Here is a 22549-nt window from a genome sequence, read left to right on the forward strand (position 1 = left end):
CCTCTATTTCAGCAATGAATTCATAAATCAGCCTTGATTGGTCATCCTAAACATGATGAAGAAGTATCATCACGATCAAATGGAGGGATTCGTTTGTTTAAAAAGAGAAAAGGTATGAGTACTGGTGCAATGATCGCAGCATCAACAGCCATCATTGCATTATTTTCACCACTATTACGGAGAAGACTAAGCAGCATGACTCAAATGAATTTGTCCTCAATGATGAAAGGCAAAGATCAACACCAGCATGAGTCATCTCGTCATGAGTCCCATTCACATTCACGTAAAGACTCAAAAGGCACAGCTGAAGTAGGACAAATGATCAAGCAAGCATTCACCGCTGTCCAGCCAAATGAAACAAGCCAGCATCAAACATCATCAAAAACATACCAAACTCATCAGCCGCCGAGAGAGTCTTACGCCCAGTCTCTTCACATTGATGAAAGTGTCATGAATGTAATGGATGATGAATCTATTCAGCAAGTGCTCAATGACATCGAGCACAAATAACTAAAACAGGAGCCTTTTTTCAGAAGGCTCCTGTTTATTCTCCTGAAAAATGCTCTTTCACCATGATGCAGAAGGAAGGCAAGAAGGTGATTTCGATCGTGATAACAAACCGTTCCACACCATCTAATAGTATCAACAGCTCTTTTTCATGCTGCCGATCCTTTTTTATTTCTACATGTCGCACAGTTTTAAAGGCATATACTCCTAAAACGGATGCGTCCTTTTTTCGAACAGCCTTCAAAGAAAATTCTTGTACTCCAAGAGACATCGTCACCACAAATCGCTCTTCCTCATTCTCAAACCGAAACGTTAGATCTTGATATTCAATGGGCATATCTCGTTCAAATCCTTCATCAGGCCACGTCTCAAAAAAAGAAAGCCAGTCCGTTCGATCTGGAAATTGTTTTCTCCTCATTTTAAACCCCTCATAAGTGAAATTTTTATTAATTATCTTGTTTCCCCTTTTCTTTTGCAACAAATTTTAGTAATTTTAAAAAGGTGATTTTATTTTGCTAAGAGACCTCTTTATTAATTTAACAATTCTTGTCACTTTCCATTATTTATTGATGCTTGTGTTTAAAGAGAATTTTTTAAAAAAGGAAGACACCCTGCTCAGACAAATTTATAAAGGAATGATTTCTGGGTTACTCGGTGTCCTCTTAATGTTTTTCTCTATTAAAGCAGGACCAGCCATCATCGATTTAAGACATATCCCCCTTATTTTAACGGCATTTTATGGAGGCATTGCACAAACGTTCATTGCAGCCTGTGTGATCATTATTGGCCGATTATTAATCGAAGCCAATGTCGCTTCTTTCATTAATATTTTTTCCATGATATTTATCGCCACAGCTTCTTTTTTAATTGCTGAGCGTCATATCAATCACGTCGTAAAAATGCTGTTATCTATTACCATGAGCAACGTCATAGCGACGATTTTATTTATCATCATCGTCAATGAAAGGTCATTTGAACTACATGCTGCCTATTGGATGTTCTCGTATATTGCCGGTTTATTTAACTTTTATGTCATTGAGCATCAAACAAAAGCGTATCAGATGTTAAATTTGTATAAATTCCAAGCTCATTATGACTTTTTAACTGGTGTTTTAAATAAACGGAAATTCGATGAAATATTAAGTGATGCTTTTTCTCTGAACTTAAAGCAACCTATCCATCAAATGTCCTTGATTTATCTAGACATCGATTATTTCAAAACCATCAATGATCAGTATGGACATCATGAGGGAGATATCGTTTTAAAAGAAATCGGAACAAGGCTAATTAAAAACACAAGAAGCTCTGATTATATTGGGCGAATCGGCGGTGAAGAATTTGCTGTGCTTTTACCGAATTGTTCCGTTGAAAAAACATGGCAAATTGCGGAACGTTTACGAAAAAAAATGGCGGATCAGCCAATTTATTTACAAAACGGAACATCGATTCACATTACGGTGTCAATTGGATGTGCTTATGATGCAGGAACAAGTGAAAACATCAAACAATTACCGATTATTGCAGACCAGGAGCTCTATAAAGCGAAGCAGGCAGGCAGAAACCAAGTGAGCTTTTCTGGACGAAAAAGAGAACACTTAACATAGGCTTTTTCCTCAATTTGTTAGCGCTAATTATTTTTAAAAAAGTTTTCGTATAACAGTTGTTTTTTCCCGCAAACACTGGTAAAGTAAAGGTAATTATTTTTGTTCGTATCATCTTTAAGAAGAAAGTTTTGAAAGAGTTTTCGTCTTTGAAGTTTGTGTAAGAGCAAGAATAGTGAATTTAAGCGTTAAGATCGCTTTAGGAGGAAATTTCATGTTAGAAGGTAAAGTAAAATGGTTCAACTCTGAAAAAGGTTTCGGATTCATCGAAGTAGAAGGTCAAGACGATGTATTCGTTCACTTCTCTGCTATCCAAGGCGAAGGCTTCAAAACTTTAGAAGAAGGTCAATCAGTTTCTTTCGAAATCGTTGAAGGTAACCGTGGACCACAAGCTGCTAACGTTAACAAAGCGTAATTTAAGAGCATCTGCTCTTTTAGCACTTTATAGAGTGAAGGAAAACCGCTCGGCTTTTATGCCGGCGGTTTTTTTGTGCAATAAAAAGAGAACCTGACGAAAGGTTCTCTTTTTATTTGTCCTTCTGCTTTAGTTTCTGTAAAGCAGAACGATACATATCATCATTCATTTTCGTCTCTGGTTCTTCTTCTTTGACAGGTGGTTCTGGCTGCTTAAACTTTTGAAGCGCCTGTCTATAGAAATCATCACCTGACGGAGCATCATCTGTCTGAGAAGGCTCTGACGCTTTTTCTTCCACTTCAGGCTCTACAGGTCTCGCCGCAACTTCTGGCTCGCTATGCGGCACGTCAGGATGATTCGATACATCTTCTTTGATCTCTTCCTTCTCGGCCGAAGCGTGTCTGACATTGAACGCTACTAATCCGATAATGACTAGAACAGCAGCTACTAACGCTACAATAATCGTCGCCAAAAGAACCCTCTCCTTATCGCTTAAATGACGCAGTGACTGATGCTACACGTCTTCCTAATGCTTTCCCCAGCTCAATGCCTTCTGAAGAAATCACTTCATCAGAATCAATCGGGCACGTCACACCTGCTCCATAATAAGAGCCGTATAACGCATTTTCTGGAACATTTCCAGGAAGGCCGACCACAAGCATCCCTTGATGGAACATTGGCGTAATCAAATTATGCATCGTCATTTCTAATCCGCCGTGTGTTGTTGCAGTGGTACAGAAAACGGCACCGACTTTATCGATGAGTTTTCCTTCTGCCCATAAATACCCAAGACGGTCAATCCATGTCTTTAATCCAGAACTAATGGTACCAAAGTGACCAGGGCAGCCCCAAATGATTGCATCCATTTGATCAAGCTTGCGGATATCCGCATCTTTCACATGATCAATGAACACTTCAGCGTGCTCTGTTTCACCTGCGCCAGCTGCAATCGCTTCTGCAAGTGCTTTTGTATGGTCACCTTCACTATCATATACGACATAAATTTTCATGTACGGTCCCTCCACACTTATCTTGCATCTTGGTTTGCTTCCTTAGGTGCTGGAAGCAATGTCATTTCTTGTTTCTTATCCTGCTTTTCTTTTCGCTTTTTATCCTTACGTACATCTCGCAGGAACAAGCTGAGAATCACACCCGCTGCACAGAATAATGTCACCCACATGTAAGCATCATTGATGCCCATCACATTGGAATCGACTTGTGCTTTCGTAAAGAGCTGGGTCGACACATATTTTTGAGCAGCTTCTGCTGTCATGCCCATATGGTGCATCACATTAGAGACAGCCGCTTGGAATGAATTCATAAAGAACGGATCAGCTGTATTCGTTTGATCTGCCATATTGGAATAATGGAATGTCGTGCGATTTGTATAAATCGTCGTGATCAAACTCGTACCGATCGAACCACTGATTTGTCTCAGTGTGTTTGACATCGCTGTACCATGACTGTTTAAATGCTGCGGTAATTGGTTCATCCCAGCAGTCATGACTGGCATCATCAAGAGTGACATACCAAAGGCACGTACTGCATACATGAGCACAATGTGACTATAAGATGTATCAATCGTTAGCCTTGTAAACTCGTATGTGGTGACAACCGTAATCAGCATCCCCACAATGGCAAGTGGACGAGGTCCAAATTTATCAAACAAGATCCCTGAAATTGGGGACATAATAAGCATCGCAAGTGCCCCTGGAAGCATTAATAGCCCCGATTGCAGTGCAGTAAACCCAACGAGGTTCTGCAAGTAGATCGGTAGTAAGAACATCCCAGTGTATAAGGCAACGGTAATAATAATGTTAATAACACTTGATAATGAGAAAATGCTGTATTTAAACACGCGGAAATCAAGCATCGGATTATCCGCTTTTAGCTGTTGGAAAATAAAGAGAATGATCGCAATCGCACCAATGATAATCGTAGATAAAACGATTGGATCTGTCCAACCATCACTTCCCGCTTCACTCACTCCGTATAGAAGCGAAGCAAAACCAACGATCGACAGAATCGCACCAAGAGTGTCCAGCTTGATTTTTTTAGGCTCTACAATATTTTTAAACATAAAGAAAGCCGCGATAATGACAATCGCACCGATTGGTACAAGTCCATAAAACATAATACGCCATGAATAGTGTTCAATAATATAACCAGATAACGTTGGTCCGACAGCTGGCGCAAACATCATCGCAAGACCAAAAATCCCCATTCCTTTCCCTCTGTTTTCTGGAGGGAAAATAAAAAGGATTGTTGTCATGACGAGCGGCTGTAAGATACCGCCACCGACTGCCTGAATCAAACGACCAATCAGCATCGTAGAAAAGTTTGGCGCAATACCGCAAATAAAAGTCCCTAGTGTAAATGAAATCATCGCCACGAGGAATAAGCTGCGCTGGCCAAAACGTGTGATTAAAAACGCAGATAACGGAATGAGCACACCGTTGACAAGCATGTAACCTGTTGTAAGCCACTGAATTGTCGTCGCACTCACATTAAATTCAGTCATTAAATGGGGCATGGCTACGTTCAAAAGCGTTTGGTTTAAAATCGCTACGAACAAACCGGCCATTAAAATGATCAGTAAAGACAAGGAGCCTGCTCCCTGTTTTGTCGCTGCAGGTTGATTTGCCATCTCAGACAACCTCCTTTCATTTTTTGATATCAGTCATCATTAAGATGAAATTTTGACAGAAGCATTCATACCTGGAAGTACTTTGTCAGATGGATTTTTAATTGAAATTTTCACTGCTACTTTTTGTGTCACTTTCGTGTAGTTACCACTTGAGTTTGTTGCTGGCAGCATATTGAATGTTGAGTTTGTTGCATAACCAATTTGTTCAACTGTTCCTTCAAATGTTGTATCAGGATCGCCGTCTACAACGATGTCCACTTTGTCACCTTTTTCAATGTTCTTAATGTCTGTTTCTTTAATATTCGCTGTAATGTAAAGCTTGCTTAGGTCAATCGTTTCACCAAGAACTGTCCCAGGCTGCACTTGTTGGTTGTTTTGTACTTCTTTTTTGACTAATGTGCCATCAGCCACTGCTTTAATGTTAGTTTTTGCTTCTCCTTCAACTTTTGCAACTGTGCTGTCTTTTTGCACTTCGTCACCTTCATTGATGTCCCAGCCTTTGATTTGTCCAGCTGCTGGCGCTGTAATTTGGTACATGTCACCTGTCACTTTTGCTTCATCTGTTTTTACGAAGTTTGTGCTTTCGTAGTAGTAATAAGCACCTCCGGCAATAATGGCAAGAATCACAATAAGGCCAATAATATTCGTTAGCAATAAACGCCCTCTGTTCATGTTTTGTTTCTCCTTTCATGTATAAAAATATAGTGTCATCTGCTTTAGCAAACTTAGAATGCCCATCATCTGACAGATTATGAAACAAGCTCATAGAGCTGCCTGTTTCCCCTTTTTCTACTCCGCTGAAAATGGTGTGCAGCCCATTTATACTTATTGTTCACTTATGAGCAAAAAGCAGAAAAAGAAGAAAAGACAATCGGCATCTTTTTTGAAAAACTTATATTTAACAAGATTAAATATTAATAAATGAAAATTGAAATGTCAAAGAGAAAGTTTTACTTTTTTTCTGGTGATCCCTTCCTTCTCCACACAAAAAACCTTTCAGCCCTTATGCTGAAAGGTTTTTTTGAATGTTCTCTTTAAGAAAGAACTTCTTCCTGCTGAAAAAATTTTTTTAATGCGAGAAAAACGTCTGATTTTTGCTTCAAAATATAATGCTTAAATTTCTCATCCTGAATATGTTTATATGCTGACATTAACGTAGAATGCCGATTATATTGATTCACTTCACCATAACAAAATAAATTGGCTTTTTTCATAATTTCAGAAACGAGCTTCACGCACCGTGCATTATCAGAGGTCAAATTGTCACCATCAGAAAAATGGAAAGGATAAATATTATATCGTGACGGAGGATATCGTTCGTCTATGAGCTCTAGTGCCTTTCGATAGACAGAAGAACAAATGGTTCCCCCGCTCTCTCCCCGAGAAAAGAAGTGCTCCTCGTCTACGACCTTCGCCTCTGTATGGTGGGCAATGAATTCGATCTCGACTGTCTCATACTTTGTCCGCAAGAAACGTGTCATCCAAAAGAAAAAGCTTCTCGCCATATATTTTTCCCAAAGCCCCATACTTCCGCTCGTATCCATCATCGCTAGGACAACCGCTTTTGATTCTGGTTTGGTGACTTCATTCCACGTCTTATACTTAATATCCTCTGGATAAATAGGATAAAAGGAAGGGCTTCCTGTCATGGCATTTCGTTTAAATGCTGACAGCATGGTTCGTTTTTTATGAATATTACCGGTTAACCCCGTTTTGCGAATATCATTAAACTCAATTTCCTCGACAACGATATCATCAAGTTCCTTTTGTTTAAGATTTGGTAGCTCCAGCTCACGAAATAGCGCTTCCTCTAAATCCATTAATGAGACTTCTGCTTCGTAATAATCATCACCGGCTTGATCTCCAGCACCTTGACCTTTTCCCTGCCCTTGCTTACTGTCAGATCCATCCCGAGCGACCACATCGCCAACCTGGCTCTCTCCATCCCCCTGACCTACATGCTTATTCTTATCATAGTTGTACCGAATTTTATATTCATCTAAAGAACGGATCGGAATTTTGACCACATCTTTGCCATTAGACATGATGATGCTTTCCTCTGTGACAAGATCCGGCAAATTGTTTTTAATCGCCTCTTTGACTTTTTTCTGATGACGCTGCTGGTCATCAAAGCCTTTTCGATGGAGGGACCAGTCTTCCTGAGACACAATAAACTGACTTTTTTCTTGCCGGGACATCCATCCCCCTCCTCACCTTTTTGGACAATTCTTGTACCCATCGATTCCATTATCGTATGCTGGCCGTCGTCGAAATGACGATGATTTTTAAAAAAGACATTACCGGTGCTAGTTTGCGCCAATAATGCCTCCTTCATTTATTAACGATTCAGAAGACTGCCTACATATTTTAAGAGTTCATTTGCACTTGTAGAATTATAGCCATGCTCATCAATCAATCGCGCCACTACTTCATTGACCTTTTTCAACTGTTGCTCATCCGGCGTTTTCGTCGATGTCGTAATTTTCACGACATCTTTCAAATCGGCAAAGAGCTTCTTCTGAATAGCTTCTCGTAATCTCTCGTGAGAATTATAATCAAAGCGTTTGCCCTTTCTCGCATAAGCTGAAATCCGAATAAGGATTTCTTCTCTGAATGCCTTTTTGGCGTTTTCAGAAATGCCGATCTGTTCCTCAATTGAACGCATGAGCTTTTCATCAGGATTCATTTCTTCACCTGTTAACGGATCACGCAGTTTGTTTTTATTGCAGTACGCCTCAACATTATCTAAGTAATTATCCATGAGAGTTTTCGCAGACTCCTCATAGGAATACACAAATGCCTTTTGAACTTCCTTCTTCGCCATATCGTCATACTCTTTTCGTGCGACAGAAATAAAATTCAAATAACGTTCCCGATCTTCACTTGAGATCGATGGATGCTGATCGAGTCCTTCTTTTAAGGAACGGAGGACATCCAGTGCATTGATGGATTCCATGTTCTTTCGAATAATAGTGGATGAAATGCGGTTAATGACATATCTCGGGTCAATTCCGCTCATTCCTTCGTCATGAAATTCCTTTTTCATCTCATCAATATCAACAGATTGGAAACCTTCGACACTTTCCCCATCATACAGTCGCATTTTTTTCACCAAATCGATATCAGACCGCTTCGGCTCTTTCAGTCTTGTCAAAATAGAGAACATCGCAGCCACCTTTAGCGTGTGCGGTGCAATATGAACATCTGAGACATCACTTTCTGAAATCATCTTATGATAAATGCGTTCTTCCTCTGTCACCTTTAAATTATAAGGGATCGGCATCACAATAATTCTTGAGTGTAAAGCCTCGTTCTTTTTATTCGAAATAAATGATCGATACTCCGTTTCATTCGTATGTGCAACAATCAATTCATCCGCACTAATCAACGCAAAACGCCCCGCCTTAAAATTTCCCTCCTGCGTTAATGAAAGAAGATGCCATAGAAATTTCTCATCACACTTTAACATCTCCTGAAATTCCATCATTCCACGGTTCGCTTTATTGAGCTCTCCATCAAACCGGTACGCACGCGGGTCTGACTCTGAACCAAATTCAGCAATCGTTGAAAAATCAATACTTCCTGTTAAGTCAGCAATGTCCTGAGATTTCGGATCCGACGGGCTGAAGGTACCAATGCCGGTCCGTTTGTCCTCTGAGAAAAAAATTCGTTCCACTCTCACATCCTCAATGCGGCCACCATATTCCTCTTCGAGCCTCATCAAGTTCAAAGGTGATAAATTCCCCTGCACACGTATGCCATATTCTCTATAAAAATCCTCCCGCAAATTTTGCGGAATGAGATGAAGCGGATCTTCATGCATTGGGCAGCCTTTAATCGCATAGACTGCGCCATGATCTGTTAGTGAATACTCTTCAAGCCCTCTTTTCAGCCTTGTGACAAGCGTCGATTTCCCGCCGCTGACTGGACCCATTAACAATAAAATACGCTTTCTGACATCTAAACGTTTAGCCGCAGGGTGAAAATACTCTTCCACTAGCCTTTCCAATGATTCCTCTAAACCAAAAAGCTCCTGATCAAAAAATTTGTAGGTTCTGACCCCATTCTCCTCTTCAATCCCGCTGTCCTTAATCATATGATAAACGCGAGAATGAGCAGATTGAGCGACAAGTGGATTTTCTTTAATAATATCTAAATATTCGCTGAAGGTGCCTTCCCATTTCAGTCGCTGCTCTTCTTCTCTGTGCTGTTCAATTTTCTTTAAAATATCCATATGAACCTCCTCTTTCAAGATTGAAGCTAGAAATCAGATACTGTTTTACAATCTATGCGGAGGCGTCCTATTACATGCTTTCGTTCTTCAAAATGACGAATTGGCAAACTGAATTGACAACCATCCGCAAGACCCTTCATAATAAAGGAAAAACAGGAGAAAAATGATCTTCATCTCCTGCTTTTCAAGGCGAACTTCACAACATATGAAACCGGCAGCGAAGGAACAAAGGGATAAGGGGGAGCTTATATGAGAACGGTCATTATGATGGGCGTCATCATTACGTTTTTAGTATCCATTTTCACAGCTGGCTACGAAGGCAAGCCTGGTAAATGAAAAAAAGGATGTTCCATCAGCGGAACATCCTTTTTCATTTCGTTCATATTTTCAGTACTTACATATTCACTGAAAGCGAGATGGGATCTCGGCTTTTATCATGTTCTTATATCAAATCTCGGTATTGCTGCTGGCGAAGCGCCTCATACACAAGAATCGCTGCCGTATTCGATAGGTTCAGTGAACGAACATGCTCTGTCATTGGTAAACGTAGACAGCGATCCATATTCCGTTCAATCAAATCTTTTGGCAATCCACTCGTTTCTCTGCCAAATACGAAGAAGTAGTCTTCATCTAGCTGCGAGTAATCGAACGTTGTATGCGGCTTTTGCCCAAACTTTGTGATATAGAAAAATTGCCCCTTCGGATGAGCCTCAAACAATTCATCTAATGAATCATGATAGACGACATTGGCATATTTCCAATAATCGAGTCCTGCACGCTTCAGCATTTTATCATCTGTCGAAAAACCAAGCGGACGAATCAGATGAAGTGTTGTATTTGTTGCTGCACATGTTCGCGCAATATTTCCAGTATTAGCTGGAATTTCTGGTTGATATAAAACGACATGAAGTCCCAAAAAAGTTCACCTCTAATTTTCTTTTCCGCTCAACATTATACCATTAACTATCCTTCGGAGCATCGTCCAAAATGTGAAAAAACGTATAACGAATACTAGGTGTATAAGCCGTTGAATCTTCATACGACCAGTAACGCATACGGCTGTCATACGTTTGTGCATTCACAAGAGGCATTCCGCCTTTATCATGATCAACGACAATGGTTGTATGATTATACCTACCGTCACCTTCAAAATCGTAACAAATAACATCACCTATTTGAAGCTCCTGCGGCTCCTTGAGCTTCTTCGCTCTCAACCCCGCTTTGGAATTCGCTAAATAATTTTTCATCGAATGTGCCACCGTCCAGCTGTAGCTCCACGTATGTGGACGAACCCACCAGCCAGATCCACGGTTCGGATATCCTCTCGTTGGCGCATTCCCTGCTTTTAGACATTGTGAAATAAAATTCGTACAGTTATCTTCGAAATTTTTATAGGCTGGATTCCGTTTATTCCAATACGTCTCAGCATATTGAACAGCTGCACGCCGGTCATAGTGAAAAGCTCTTCCAAATTGGTCTTCATTTTGGAAGCGCTCATCCACCTGATCTTCCTTTTGTCGTTCTTCTAACATCATCCGATCTTTCACAAGCATGTCGTTATAAAGAAACGCTTCTCTTTTCTCAACCTGTTCCTCTAAATAAAAAGAATCGTCTATATCCTTACAGACATAAGTGAGGTGCGCGAGATATTGTACTTGCTGAGCTCCATCATCTTGAATAGCTGAATCGAGAAGTTTTGCTTTTGCTTTCGCCTTGACAATCTCAACTTGTCTTCTTGCAAACAGCTCTTTCTTTCTCTCCACAGCGTCCACATCAGACATCAGCTGCGGCTGTTTGATCGTACTGCCATTTAATAAATATGCCAGTCTGTCTTCTAACGTTTGTTCTAATAATTGTTTCACACAGACACCACCAAACTTTTTTTAACATCTCTGTTTGGTTCATTCTATGTTCAATGGGAGGTTATTTAGTATTTAAAGGTGTTTGTAACAATTCAATCCCTTTGATGATCTCTTGTTTTGCTTCTTCATCACTTTCCCGCTCAAGGGCTTTTTCGAGTTCTGAAAGCTGCTGACCATCGCCAATTTTACCGATTGCCCAAGCAGCCGTGCCTCGAATGACTGGTCTTGGATCTTTATGCATCAGGTCAACCAAATCTGGCAAAGCAGATGTATCTTTAAAGTGAGCAAGTGCCAAAATGGCATTCCGCTGAATTGGCTTTTTCCCTCGCCATGATCCAGAAACATGACCATACTTCTCTTTAAATTCACGATTGCTGATTGTCAGCAGTGGCTTTAAGAGCGGCTTTGCAATTTCAGGGTCCGGCTCCATTTCAGGATGTAGATGAAAGTCTTTCCCTTTATTAATTGGGCAAACCGTTTGGCACGTATCACATCCATACAACCGATTCCCTATTTTCGAGCGAAATTCGTCAGGTAAAAACCCTTTTGTCTGTGTTAAAAACGAAATACACCTTTGAGAATTGAGCTGGCCTGGATTCACAAGAGCACCCGTTGGGCATGAATCCACACATTTATTACAAGTTCCGCACTGGTCTTCTATTTTCTCATCCGGTTCAAATGGAACATTTGTAATCATCTCAGCCAAATAGACATAAGATCCGAACTCTGGTGTGATAATCATACAGTTCTTTGCACTAAAGCCAATGCCAGCACGTTCGGCTACAGCACGGTCAGACAATTCACCTGTGTCCACCATTGATTTTGTCCGAATATCTTCGTGTTTACTGCGCAAAAATTCTTCAAGCATGTCGAGCTTTTTTTTCAGCACAACATGATAATCAGTTCCCCATGAAGCCCTGCAAAAAATCCCTCTTCTTGCATCCTTTGTACTTCGGGGAGCATCTTTCATTTTGGAAGGGTATGCGAGCGCAATGGCGACAATTGATTTTGCTTTTGGAAGCAGCAAAGCAGGATTTGTTCGTTTTTCGATATCAGGCTCTTCAAAACCGGACAAATACCCTAACGATTCATGTAAGATGAGGCGGTCCTTTAATGAATCAAATGTATCAGCACTTGCAAATCGAATTTTATCGACACCAATTTCATTCGCATATTGAATTAACTCTTCTTTTAATTGTCCAACATGAATCACCTTGCAAACCTCCTTTCTTTGTTTCTTCAGTTGTTTTCAGTATAATACGAGTGTATCATGACCGATTGGAGTGAGTCACTGTGAAGATACAAATGGAAATCTCCCAACCTCAAAGCCCGTCTATCCATGTTGGACAGATTGAATATTCACATATTGAGATAGGAAAATCCCCTCAAATGTTAAAAGGCCGACTGCGACTGTTTCAAGAATCTTTGTTTTTTGAATATGAAGATCAAACTTTGGAAGAAGTACCAGCGATCAAAGAATGGACGAATCTTCTAGAAGGTGTCCCCTTTCTTCCGCTTCTTGCTGATATTCAAAAAGAACAATTTATTGACTCGACCAATTCCGTACAGGATTTGTCGATATTTTTTTCATTAAAATATTTCTTGCCTATCCTTACATTAGATGCCGATCAATTGAAAGGGCCTCTTTCATTATCCAAAAATGAAACTGGTCATATTGAATGGCAGGATGGCGCAGAGCTTAAAGGGTTATTTTCTCAAGCAAGTAAAGCTCAAATTTCTCAAGACACAAAAAGCATTCTTCAAATCATTCTCTTCCCACCATCTATTTCCCGGGAAAAGAGTGAGGCACTTATACAATCCTTGACGAAGATGTTTATACAAATACATGGTGGAGAAAGTAAATATGAACTCATTGAAAAAGCACTGTAGGTGACAGTGCTTTTTACATTATACTGACATAATAAAAAACGCAACACTTCGTTTATCTATGAAACGAAATACTGCGTTATAAACAAAATTATGTATTGGAGCGGGTGATGAGAATCGAACTCACGACATCAGCTTGGAAGGCTGAGGTTTTACCACTAAACTACACCCGCATCAATCTTTTAAAGACAACATCATTGCGTTGACTTTTATTATGTTACAACTTTCTTAACAATTCGTCAAGAGAATATGAAGATTTTTCGTCAAAAAATTTCATATTCTCCATATATATTACGATAGTTATTTGTCTAGCTGGATATAAAATAAGTAGGCATGTGACTTATTCTTCAGCGCTTGCTTAGGATTTTTCTCAATCCTTTCAAGCATCGGTGAATTCCCGTCTTTTCCCATTTCCGCTGTATATGCAATCAGTGCCTTTCCTCCAGAAGAGACTTTGACAGTATCAGATTGTGCAGAAAAAACATAATCACTTATTTTGAACGGAAAACTTGCTGTTGCTTTTGTCATTCCCTCATTCTTGTTGTCTGACCACATACTAAATTGTGATTCATATGTATCTTTCTCATCTCTTAATTGTAAAAGTATATTCATCGTTTGGTCAGTTCCATCCTGATGTAACGTAAAAGTCGAAGAATATACTTCCTTATCAACTAGCCGGCCATTTTTGTAGTGGCTCCCGATAAAAGTAATACTCTTATCATTCTTCGTTAATCCTTTAAGTGTAAGAGCTACTATTTCATTCGTCGTTGATGCCTCTAGTAAGTTTTTTTCTTTCTTTGTCAATTTCATTTTTTCAATCGTTACTTGGTTTTTAGAGTCAGACTCTGTTTCTATTTTAGAGACCGTTTTCTCTGTCGTTGTTGTTTCTGCAGCCTTCTCGCCGCATCCTGCTAATAGAAAAACAGTCAATAAAAGAATGCTCCATTTCTTAATCATTGATATCCCCTTTTATACTTTTATTTTTTATTATACTAAAATTTGGTTGATTATACAAAAAAAGATTAGGAGTATTCTCCTAATCTTTCGCTTTTTTCTGTTTCATGGCTGATAGGAATGCCACAATGAGAAAACTGACAGCAAAAATGACAACCATATAAATAAAAAAGTTTGGTTTGATTTGGAACGTAAATGCAGACGAACCTTCCATCTCAAAAGCAAGACTGTTAAATAATAATTCATTATTTGTTTTTGATTGAAATAAGTGATAGAACAGAACACCAATGGTCAGCATCGGAAAGCCTAAGAAACCTAGGAAACTACCAACAATTGCACCTTGTTTCATTGCCTGAACGTTCATGATCGTTGTCCTCCCATTCCACCAAGCAATAACTGCTTCATAATAGACTTACCATCCCCCATAAACGGAAGAAGGTAGAGCAATTGAATAAAATACGTGATTGAAAAAATGAAAAACCCTGTCGAAATTGGATTTTCTTTTAGAAATAAAACAGTCACAATGATTCCGGCTGCGCCAATGAGCCCCGGCAAAAGCGGACCAAGCAGTGTAATCCACACCTGTTTTTTCTGAAACGGATCTAAAACAGGCCTCACAAATTTCACAGACATCATATCGCTCGCAAAAAAGCCTTGAGGGCCATCCCGGCCGGCGAACTTCCGATGTGCATACCCATGTGCCGCCTCATGCAAGGCGGTTCCAGTAATTAATCCGAAATAAATAATCGTAAAATAAATCGCAATGGCTGCAATCGATGGATCAGGAATAAATAAAAAGGCGATTCCCGCCATGATCATAAAGAGCACCCAGAAAAAGATGATTTTGCGCGTCACCATCAGCAGAGCCGTACCCAATATGTGAAGAAATGAATGACCCGTGCAGTCAAATCGCTCTTTCATCTTTACTTGATACTGCTTAAAAAATTGACAGAAGGCTGTGACAGTCCGATATGGCGATTGATAATGAATCGACAGCAAGTGATGCTGATTCAGCCCCATCATCAATTGATAAAAATCGCGGGCAATCACAGACTCATCGACCTGAAACAAATCGGCGAGTTCTGCCGTAATACTCGCCTCTGTCCTTTGACCATCCACTTTCGTTAACATATGATATGCACTTTCGTTAATTGGAAGTGAGCTTCCGTACTGCGTATCAGTCAAATGCCTTTTTTGTAAAGTCACATATGGCGCAAGTGCCGGCACCCGCTCAATCTTTAGCTTATTGTTAAGAAGTTGAATCATGTGAATACCTCCATGAAAAACCTTTATATATGGCAAAGATGAGCAGACATTCAAATCCTGCCACAAGCAGCCACTGAAGCATTTGACTCGATTCCCCTATCACATAGTTTCCAATAAATACAATCGGAATCATGATTAAAATAAGCGCTCCAAACGAGAAAATACCTGTGTAAGGATTATTTCGATCAAGGGGTAATAAAATACCTACCACATAAAAGAGAGCCGTTGCATTACACAAGACAGCAGCGCCAATCAACACGATCCAGATCTGATCCGGGAGCGTCAGTGTTGTGATCATAAATAAAACAATTTGGATCACACCAACGAGCAAAAGTCCGAGAAACTTATAAAGAGCCACTTCCCATGGCCTTAGACCAAACGTTTTATACATCCCAAGCATACGTTTGTCATTGCCAAATGAATTAAAAGCTGTTAACCCAGCTAGCGCACATAAGACAAAAAAAGCTTCTCCTTCAAAGCGGAAGGCAAACTGATAACGGACAAATAAAATGACAATAAGGAGGATGAGAAAGTTTAAAATATTTTCTTCATTTCTCACTTGTGACTTTATTTCCTTTACAATGAGTGACCACTTTTTCGAAGATGAAAATGGTAGTTTGTGCAGAAAGGTTAACGCTTTTTTCTCAGCCATAATTGGCATTAAAGCAAGAGAAATAAATGCGCCTCCCGCAGATAATAAGATGAAGAGGATCAAAATCGCATAATTCACCCCGTCAGGAGACATCCCTTGTGCCGCTAAGAAAAACGGCGCTGTAAAATACATCAAATGATAATCAAACTGTACATATGATTGCTGTATTTGATTGATGTCGAAATGTGTCATTCCATACGCTACAACTAGCGCTAATAAAACAAATATCGCTGCAAATTTTTGCAACGGTAATTTTAATTTTAGTACGAGTAAATAAGTCACGTTGTAAATGAGCTGAAGCAGTGTTAAGACAAAGAGGGATTGCAAAAGCACCATCAAAAAGAATGTAAGAATAAAGAAAATACCGATCCCTTGTGCAATAAAATTAGGTAAAAGCAAGATCCCGATGAAAAATAAAACAAGCCCTGTCACGACTGTCACCATCGGAATGAAGTAACCAAGACTTTTTTGAAAGGTAGACAGCGGAAACCAGCTGAGCTGCATAGAAAAACGATCTTGTTCAGGTGTTCTGACTTTGATCAGCACAAATAACAAGCTTGTAAAAATGGATGCATTGATTGCCATCGACACAACCAACAACCCAAGTGACCGTTCATCTCCATTTAAGAAAGCCTTCATAAAGACACCCGTAAAACTGTATCCGATGATGGCTCCCATTGTGACTGCAAACAAAAAGAATAAGACCACAATGATTCGCTTCGTTTGAGTATCAAAGAGCTTATACATCTCCTGCTGCCACATTTTAAGCATCATTTTAGAAATGATTAATGATTTCATCAAAATGTGCACCCCTATCACTTAACATTGAAGCTTTCAGAAACACCTGTTCCAATGTGCTTGATTGATACTTTTCTTTTAAAGCTGAAACCGTCCCTTCATCCATTTTATTTCCTTTAGAAATAATGGCGATCTTGTGGCACAGCTCTTCCGCTGAAAGCATATCATGCGTTGAAAGCAAGATTGCACCATGGTGCTCGGCATAACGTTTCATCAGTTTCTTTGTGTTTATAACCGCTTCAATATCAAGTCCTCTAAAGGGCTCATCCATGATCACTAATTGACTCTCAAGCATAAAGGCAGCAATCAGCTGTGTCTTTTTTTTCATTCCATGGGAATAGGTTTCAATCGGTCTTGATAAAGCTGTTTCCATATCAAACAATTCAATTAGTTGATTTCTTCTTTGAATTGTTTTACATTCATACATAGAAGAAACAAAATCTAAATATTCAGCACCAGTCAATGCTTCAGGGAGCAGCAGATCATCTGGAACATAGGCGACTTGTTTTTTAAAGGATGGATCATCATTTGTGACATCCTTGATATGAATGGTTCCTTCTGTATGCTTAATGATGCCGAGTACACAGTTAATCATCGTTGTTTTACCGGATCCATTTGGTCCAGCCACAGCAACGATTTGATGAGGGGCAATTTTCAAATGAAAATCATTGACAGCAGTCACGTTATTTTTATACGTCTTGGTTAAATTCTCGATCGTAAACATATAACCTCCAAGTGTCTGCATATTCTTTAAAAACAGATCAGGCTAAACCGCCCGCCACAGACGGTTTAGCCCTGGTGTCTTATCTAAGAAGTAAAAAGATGAATCCTAAGTATAGCTACTTACATTCAATTTGGACTTTTAAGCCACTTTCCCACTGAACGGCTCCTGTAAAGCTACCCTTGCCGTTTGCTAAACACCAAACTGCTGCTCCTAGAACAACTGTTGCTCCCAATCCAAGAAGGACAGCAACAAATACTAAGAACCAAGCTTGGTCCATAATAGCAGGTTCCATAGTGGAATAGTCAACTTGCGGCGCTGCATAAGTCATACTTTTCACCTCCCAGCTTATGATGATCGTATCATAGGCGTCACACTCCAAACATCAACAGAAGATCCCATTTTTGACCGAACACATTTTCGTGTAAAATGTGACTTTTTATTCAATTATTCATGTTCAACTATATAAATTCTCCCTTTTTTACTATTTTCCACCACAACATAAGAACCACCAAACCCATATATTGTCAATAAATCCATCTTTTTTCTGCCTTTTTTCAAATAGTTCATTTTCATCATCTCTTCTATTTAATCTTTCATTTTTTTGAGATAGAAAGAATTCCCCCGATATATCAGATATAAAAGTCCTAATTATATGTCGTTAACACATCAAATACGACATATTAACTGATAATTCCGACAAAAGAGTGAGCATATTTTCCTTCTTCTCTTGTCTCTTAAAATATGTATATACAAGAAAACCTGTTGGGAAAAAAGCCCTTGCCTTCTTCCACAGCACATATCATTTTACTTGCTTCTCTTTCTATAAAAAAAGCAAAGCAGCCCGACAAGTATGACTGCTTTGCTTTCATTTATGAGGAACTTGCAGCAGAGGCTGTATCAGGAAAGTAATTGTTCCCAATAATTTCACCATCAGGAACGTGTGGTCCTGCATCACCATTTCTTTTAAATGGGAGAAGCGGGAAAACAAGTTCTGCTAAATAATAAGATTCTTCTAAGTGCGGATAACCAGAAAAGATAAATGTATCAATACCTAGAGACTGATATTCTATTATACGTTCTGCTACTGTATGCGGGTCCCCGACGAGCGCTGTTCCTGCCCCGCCTCTAACTAAGCCAATGCCCGCCCAAAGATTAGGGCTAATTTCAAGCTTCTCTTTATTCCCTTGATGTAATTCAACCATTCGTTTTTGCCCTACTGAGTCCATCCCTTGTAAAGTCTTTTGCGCATCATCAATAGTCTCTTGATCTAAATGACGAATCAGATGTTCCGCTGCCTGCCAAGCTTCATCTTCCGTTTCCCTCACGATCACATGAAGTCGAATACCAAACCTCACCGTTCTTCCCTCCTTTTCAGCCTGCTTTTTCACTTGTGCGATTTTCTCTTTTACTTGTGCAGGCGGCTCGCCCCAAGTTAAATAAACATCTGTATGTTTTGCAGCGGCTTGAATGCCTGCTTCTGATGATCCTCCAAAAAAAACGGGTGGATGTGGTGTTTGAGCTGGTGGAAATAACAGCCGTCCATTTTGTGTTTGCAGATGCTTCCCTTGAAACTGAACATTCTCTCCTTTCAATAACCTCTTCCATATGGTCAAAAATTCTTCTGCTGCCTCATAACGTTCATCATGAGAAATGAATAGCCCGTCTCCTTCAAGTTCTTCTTTACTTCCTCCCGCTACAACATTGATCAGCAGTCTCCCGCCTGAAAGCCGATCAAATGTGGAGGTCATTCTAGCAGCAACAGATGGCTGCATCAACCCTGGCCGAAGAGCCACAAGAAACTTTAAATGGGTTGTTTCTGCAGCTAAAGCGGCCGCTGTCAGCCATGGATCTTCACAAGATCTACCAGTAGGTAGCAAGACCCCTGTGTACCCAAGCTGATCGGCAGCTTGAGCAATTTGTTTAAAATACGGATAGTCTGCCTGTCTTGCCCCTTTCGAAGATCCTAAATAACGCCCATCCCCATGCGTTGGAATAAACCATAGAATATTCATCATATCGCCTCCTATTATTTTTCACCTTGATAACTTATGCGCCATTTGAGCAATCGCTTTTCTAACAGCCGTACAAATGAATCAGTCATCTTACCAACTACCGCAAAGATGATAATCCCTACAAACACTTTATCCGTTTGCGAGAATTGTCTTGCATCCATAATCATGTAGCCGACTCCACTACTCGACCCCATCAATTCAGCCACCACTAAACCAAGCCAGGCAATGCCTAATGAAAGCCTCACGCCCAGAAGAATATGAGGAAGGGCAGCAGGTAAAATGAGCTTTGTGATATTTTGATACAGATTAAACTCTAAAGCGCGAGCCACGTCGAAAAGCTTGTTATCTACACTGCGAATTCCTAGAAAAGTATTGATATAGATCGGAAAAAAAGCCCCAAGTGCAATCAATAAAATTTTCGCTGATTCATCAAAACCAAACCAAAGAATAAATAAAGGAGTCACCGCTAAATGAGGAACTGTTCTCAGCATTTGCAAGGTCGGATCTACATACTGCTCGGTTTTCCTAGAAAAACCGACACACAGACCCATCGCAAGTCCTAAACCTCCCCCAAGTAAAAACCCGCATATTGCTCTGTAGAGACTGATGTAAAGATGGCCAAACAGCTCACCGGAACGAATCAACTCACGAAAAGATTCCGCAATGACAGTGGGTGCAGGTAGTACAGTAGAAGAAACGATTTGGGAAGCAGCAGCTCCCTGCCAAATCGCAATGAGTAAAGCAGGTAATACAAGTCCTTTTAACATGATGAAGGATGAAGCTTTTCTCCTTTTTTTCTTCATTCGCTCAGTTTTAGTCACAAGGGCTGGGTTAGATGCAGCTTTCATCAACTCTTCTCCTCTTTCAGCATTTTTTCAATAAACGAATTATCTACCACCTGATTGACATCAATCTTCCGCTGAATCGCCTTTGTTTGATATTGAAAATCAGCTGTATGCTGCTGAGCGTTTATGATCTTCTTAGAAATGGGCTCATTGAGCGGCTCTGTATTGTTTAATACTTGTGTCACCACCTTCTGATCTAATTGTTTCAAACGAGCATAAAGTGTAATGGCTTCCTGTTGATGGTCTTTCTGCCATTTCACCGCTTTGTCATATACTTTTAAAAATTGCACCACTAGTTCAGGGTACTCATCGGCAAACTTGGATCTGACAAGTGTGAATCCAGGTGAATATAAATCGGTCGCTTCTCCATTAACCAGTAGCTTTGCTCCCTTTTCTATCGTTTCAAGTGATAAGAACGGCTCCCAGATCGACCAAGCATCAACTGATCCATTTTCAAACGCAGATATTGCCTCATCCGGCTGAAGCTGAATGATCTGAACATCCTTTGCAGATAAACCAGCCTGATCTAATACTTTGTATAAAAAGTCAAAACCACTGCTTCCTTTGGCAACGGCGATTTTTTTTCCTTTTAAATCTTCTACTTTTTGAATCTCACTGTTCTTATTCACTAAAATCCCATTCGCCTTTAACCCATCCTGAGATAAACCAATTTCCTTAAAATCAATACCTGCTGCCTGACCAGCTATAACAGGTGAATTACCAACCTGTGAAAAATCTAATTGATTGGCGGCGAGTCCTTCGAATTGGGGAGGACCACTTTGGAACTCCACCCACTTGACTTTCACACCTTCTTTTTCAAATGATTGCTCAAACCACCCTTTTTCCTTTGCTAAAAGAAGTGGGCTTAGACTTTGCTGAAGCCCAATCCGAATCTCTTTCGGCTTGTCTTCTGATCCATTCGCTGCTTGACCACACCCAGCTAATACAAGGAGGATACCCAGAAAGAGAACGATCCTTTTTTGCCTTTTCATTCAATTTGACCTCCTTAAATTCCTGAGCCATTCGTCAGTAACAGCTCATCTGTTTTCTCAAATTCTGAAAGCACCCTTTGTCTTAAGCTCTGAAAAGCTGTTGACGTTCTATTCCGCGGGAATGGTAAGTTCACGGGAAGGATTTTATGAATTCGGCCGGGTCTTGCTTGTAACAGCACAATTTCATTGGCTAAATAAATGGATTCGTCAATATCATGAGTGACAAGCACCATCGTTGTTCTTTTCTCCTGCCAAATATCCAGCAGTACATCCTGTAAGTGTTTCCGTGTAAATGCATCTAGCGCACCAAAAGGTTCATCAAGCAATAAAATCTCCGGATCACGCAGAAGTGCTCTTGCAATAGCAACACGTTGTGACATCCCGCCTGAAAGCTCATGTGGATAGGCGTGTTCAAAACCTTTTAACCGAACAATTTCAATTAATTCATCCACTTTGCGGCGAACAGCCACCTGTTTTAAATTGAAATTGGCAGCGATATTTTCTTCGACCGTCAGCCATGGAAACAAGCGATGCTCTTGAAAGATAAAGCCCTGTTTCATTCCTGGTTCTACCACACGCCTTTCTCCTATCACGATCTGCCCATCATAATCTGTATCAAGGCCTCCAATCATCTTCAGCAATGTACTTTTCCCGCATCCGCTCGGACCAATCACCGTCACGAATTCACCAGGAACGATGGTGAGCCTTACGTTTTCAAGCACTTGAATGGTTTGTTTGTCTTTCCAAAAAGACTTATCCACAATATCAATGGAAATAGTCATTGCAAGTTCACTCCTCTTTTCATCAGATAAATACACAGAAAGGCCCTTATCCCAAAAGAGAGATAAGAGCCTTCGTGTTGTCCGATCAGCTATTCATATTGAGTTGTTAGCACCATCCTAAATCATATTATTCCTATAAATCAACTATATTTTATAAAATGGTTATTTTGACCTTGTATGCTTTTCATCAATACGATCGTAAATTTCTTCTATTCGTTCTTGATTGCTGTAAATCTCATATTTGTTCCGCTCAATCAAAATGTCTAATGTGATATCCAAATGTTTTCTGTATTTTTTTCGTTTTTTCTTTTTCTCCATCTTCAGCTTCCCTCCTGATTAAAATAAAAAAAGGCCCTTCACTCATGCCTGAG

The 22549-nt window shown here is 39.9% G+C and carries 25 protein-coding genes and 1 tRNA gene; 4 read left to right on the top strand and 22 right to left on the bottom strand.

The window, feature by feature from the left end:
• The first annotated feature begins 93 nt into the window (after nt 1–93).
• Entirely contained in the window at nt 94–510 is a 417-nt protein-coding gene (locus M2369_RS17545; RefSeq protein ID WP_041507545.1) for a hypothetical protein, read from the top strand.
• 34 nt (nt 511–544) lie between these two features.
• On the opposite strand, the gene M2369_RS17550 is transcribed toward M2369_RS17545, so the two are convergent.
• Complete coding sequence (locus tag M2369_RS17550) at nt 545–925, bottom strand: hypothetical protein (RefSeq protein WP_008349057.1); 381 nt, start codon at nt 923–925, stop codon at nt 545–547.
• 94 nt (nt 926–1019) lie between these two features.
• Here M2369_RS17550 and M2369_RS17555 point away from each other — a divergent pair, with 94 nt between their 5' ends.
• A complete protein-coding gene (locus tag M2369_RS17555; protein ID WP_041507546.1) occupies nt 1020–2111 on the top strand; it encodes a GGDEF domain-containing protein in 1092 nt (363 codons plus the stop codon).
• 211 nt (nt 2112–2322) lie between these two features.
• Nucleotides 2323–2523 (top strand): cold shock-like protein CspB, encoded by a 201-nt coding sequence (cspB, locus tag M2369_RS17560; protein WP_008349061.1) that lies wholly within the window; start codon nt 2323–2325, stop codon nt 2521–2523.
• Between the two features lie 112 nt (nt 2524–2635).
• Here cspB and M2369_RS17565 read toward each other — a convergent pair whose 3' ends face one another.
• The 9 genes from M2369_RS17565 to queG form a co-directional block, all read right to left on the bottom strand.
• Nucleotides 2636–2995, bottom strand: coding sequence for a hypothetical protein (locus M2369_RS17565; protein WP_017360371.1), 360 nt, complete (start codon nt 2993–2995; stop codon nt 2636–2638).
• Nucleotides 2996–3008: 13 nt separating this feature from the next.
• Complete coding sequence (locus tag M2369_RS17570; RefSeq protein WP_041507547.1) at nt 3009–3533, bottom strand: flavodoxin family protein; 525 nt, start codon at nt 3531–3533, stop codon at nt 3009–3011.
• Between the two features lie 17 nt (nt 3534–3550).
• Nucleotides 3551–5170 carry a DHA2 family efflux MFS transporter permease subunit gene (locus M2369_RS17575; protein ID WP_041507548.1) on the bottom strand — a complete coding sequence of 540 codons (1620 nt, stop codon included), beginning with the start codon at nt 5168–5170 and terminating at the stop codon, nt 3551–3553.
• A 39-nt stretch (nt 5171–5209) separates the two neighbouring features.
• Nucleotides 5210–5842, bottom strand: coding sequence for a biotin/lipoyl-containing protein (locus M2369_RS17580; RefSeq protein ID WP_007497037.1), 633 nt, complete (start codon nt 5840–5842; stop codon nt 5210–5212).
• A 362-nt stretch (nt 5843–6204) separates the two neighbouring features.
• Nucleotides 6205–7368 carry a sporulation protein YhbH gene (gene yhbH / locus M2369_RS17585; RefSeq protein ID WP_041507549.1) on the bottom strand — a complete coding sequence of 388 codons (1164 nt, stop codon included), beginning with the start codon at nt 7366–7368 and terminating at the stop codon, nt 6205–6207.
• A 140-nt stretch (nt 7369–7508) separates the two neighbouring features.
• A complete protein-coding gene (locus tag M2369_RS17590) occupies nt 7509–9404 on the bottom strand; it encodes a PrkA family serine protein kinase (RefSeq protein ID WP_017360374.1) in 1896 nt (631 codons plus the stop codon).
• Between the two features lie 442 nt (nt 9405–9846).
• Nucleotides 9847–10320, bottom strand: a complete 474-nt coding sequence (gene trmL / locus M2369_RS17595; protein ID WP_003211950.1) for a tRNA (uridine(34)/cytosine(34)/5-carboxymethylaminomethyluridine(34)-2'-O)-methyltransferase TrmL — start codon at nt 10318–10320, stop codon at nt 9847–9849.
• A gap of 43 nt (nt 10321–10363) precedes the next feature.
• Nucleotides 10364–11266, bottom strand: coding sequence for an amidase domain-containing protein (locus tag M2369_RS17600; RefSeq protein WP_008349082.1), 903 nt, complete (start codon nt 11264–11266; stop codon nt 10364–10366).
• 61 nt (nt 11267–11327) lie between these two features.
• A complete protein-coding gene (gene queG, locus M2369_RS17605) occupies nt 11328–12476 on the bottom strand; it encodes a tRNA epoxyqueuosine(34) reductase QueG (protein ID WP_026050065.1) in 1149 nt (382 codons plus the stop codon).
• An 83-nt stretch (nt 12477–12559) separates the two neighbouring features.
• Between queG and M2369_RS17610 the strand changes: the two genes are divergently transcribed.
• The gene (locus M2369_RS17610; RefSeq protein ID WP_017360378.1) at nt 12560–13156 is read left to right on the top strand and encodes a hypothetical protein; all 597 of its coding nucleotides are present in this window, start codon (nt 12560–12562) and stop codon (nt 13154–13156) included.
• Between the two features lie 96 nt (nt 13157–13252).
• Here the strand turns inward: M2369_RS17610 and M2369_RS17615 are convergent.
• The 12 genes from M2369_RS17615 to M2369_RS17670 all read right to left on the bottom strand — a co-directional run bounded on the left by M2369_RS17615 (nt 13253) and on the right by M2369_RS17670 (nt 22496).
• Nucleotides 13253–13326 (bottom strand) — tRNA-Gly (locus M2369_RS17615).
• A 127-nt stretch (nt 13327–13453) separates the two neighbouring features.
• On the bottom strand, nt 13454–14110 hold the full coding sequence (locus tag M2369_RS17620; RefSeq protein ID WP_259255390.1) for a hypothetical protein: 657 nt from the start codon (nt 14108–14110) through the stop codon (nt 13454–13456).
• A 79-nt stretch (nt 14111–14189) separates the two neighbouring features.
• On the bottom strand, nt 14190–14471 hold the full coding sequence (locus M2369_RS17625; RefSeq protein WP_008349089.1) for a hypothetical protein: 282 nt from the start codon (nt 14469–14471) through the stop codon (nt 14190–14192).
• The gene (locus M2369_RS17630) at nt 14468–15373 is read right to left on the bottom strand and encodes a PqqD family protein (RefSeq protein WP_008349091.1); all 906 of its coding nucleotides are present in this window, start codon (nt 15371–15373) and stop codon (nt 14468–14470) included. Before M2369_RS17630 ends, M2369_RS17625 begins: the two co-directional genes overlap by 4 nt.
• Entirely contained in the window at nt 15357–16823 is a 1467-nt protein-coding gene (locus tag M2369_RS17635) for a hypothetical protein (RefSeq protein ID WP_019743966.1), read from the bottom strand. Before M2369_RS17635 ends, M2369_RS17630 begins: the two co-directional genes overlap by 17 nt.
• The gene (locus M2369_RS17640) at nt 16801–17547 is read right to left on the bottom strand and encodes an ABC transporter ATP-binding protein (protein WP_041507552.1); all 747 of its coding nucleotides are present in this window, start codon (nt 17545–17547) and stop codon (nt 16801–16803) included. The genes M2369_RS17635 and M2369_RS17640 overlap by 23 nt, the downstream gene beginning before the upstream one ends.
• 115 nt (nt 17548–17662) lie before the next feature.
• On the bottom strand, nt 17663–17875 hold the full coding sequence (locus M2369_RS17645) for a hypothetical protein (protein WP_003211695.1): 213 nt from the start codon (nt 17873–17875) through the stop codon (nt 17663–17665).
• Nucleotides 17876–18416: 541 nt separating this feature from the next.
• On the bottom strand, nt 18417–19559 hold the full coding sequence (gene ssuD, locus M2369_RS17650; protein WP_041507553.1) for an FMNH2-dependent alkanesulfonate monooxygenase: 1143 nt from the start codon (nt 19557–19559) through the stop codon (nt 18417–18419).
• Between the two features lie 14 nt (nt 19560–19573).
• The gene (locus tag M2369_RS17655) at nt 19574–20362 is read right to left on the bottom strand and encodes an ABC transporter permease (RefSeq protein WP_234712545.1); all 789 of its coding nucleotides are present in this window, start codon (nt 20360–20362) and stop codon (nt 19574–19576) included.
• Between the two features lie 44 nt (nt 20363–20406).
• Nucleotides 20407–21396, bottom strand: a complete 990-nt coding sequence (locus M2369_RS17660; protein WP_041507555.1) for an aliphatic sulfonate ABC transporter substrate-binding protein — start codon at nt 21394–21396, stop codon at nt 20407–20409.
• Between the two features lie 14 nt (nt 21397–21410).
• A complete protein-coding gene (locus M2369_RS17665; protein WP_041507556.1) occupies nt 21411–22178 on the bottom strand; it encodes an ABC transporter ATP-binding protein in 768 nt (255 codons plus the stop codon).
• Nucleotides 22179–22340: 162 nt separating this feature from the next.
• The gene (locus M2369_RS17670) at nt 22341–22496 is read right to left on the bottom strand and encodes an FbpB family small basic protein (RefSeq protein ID WP_034647783.1); all 156 of its coding nucleotides are present in this window, start codon (nt 22494–22496) and stop codon (nt 22341–22343) included.
• Nucleotides 22497–22549: the final 53 nt, after the last annotated feature.

The organism is Bacillus sp. JUb11 (genome assembly GCF_024807925.1).
Taxonomy (GTDB): Bacteria; Bacillota; Bacilli; order Bacillales; family Bacillaceae; genus Bacillus; species Bacillus altitudinis.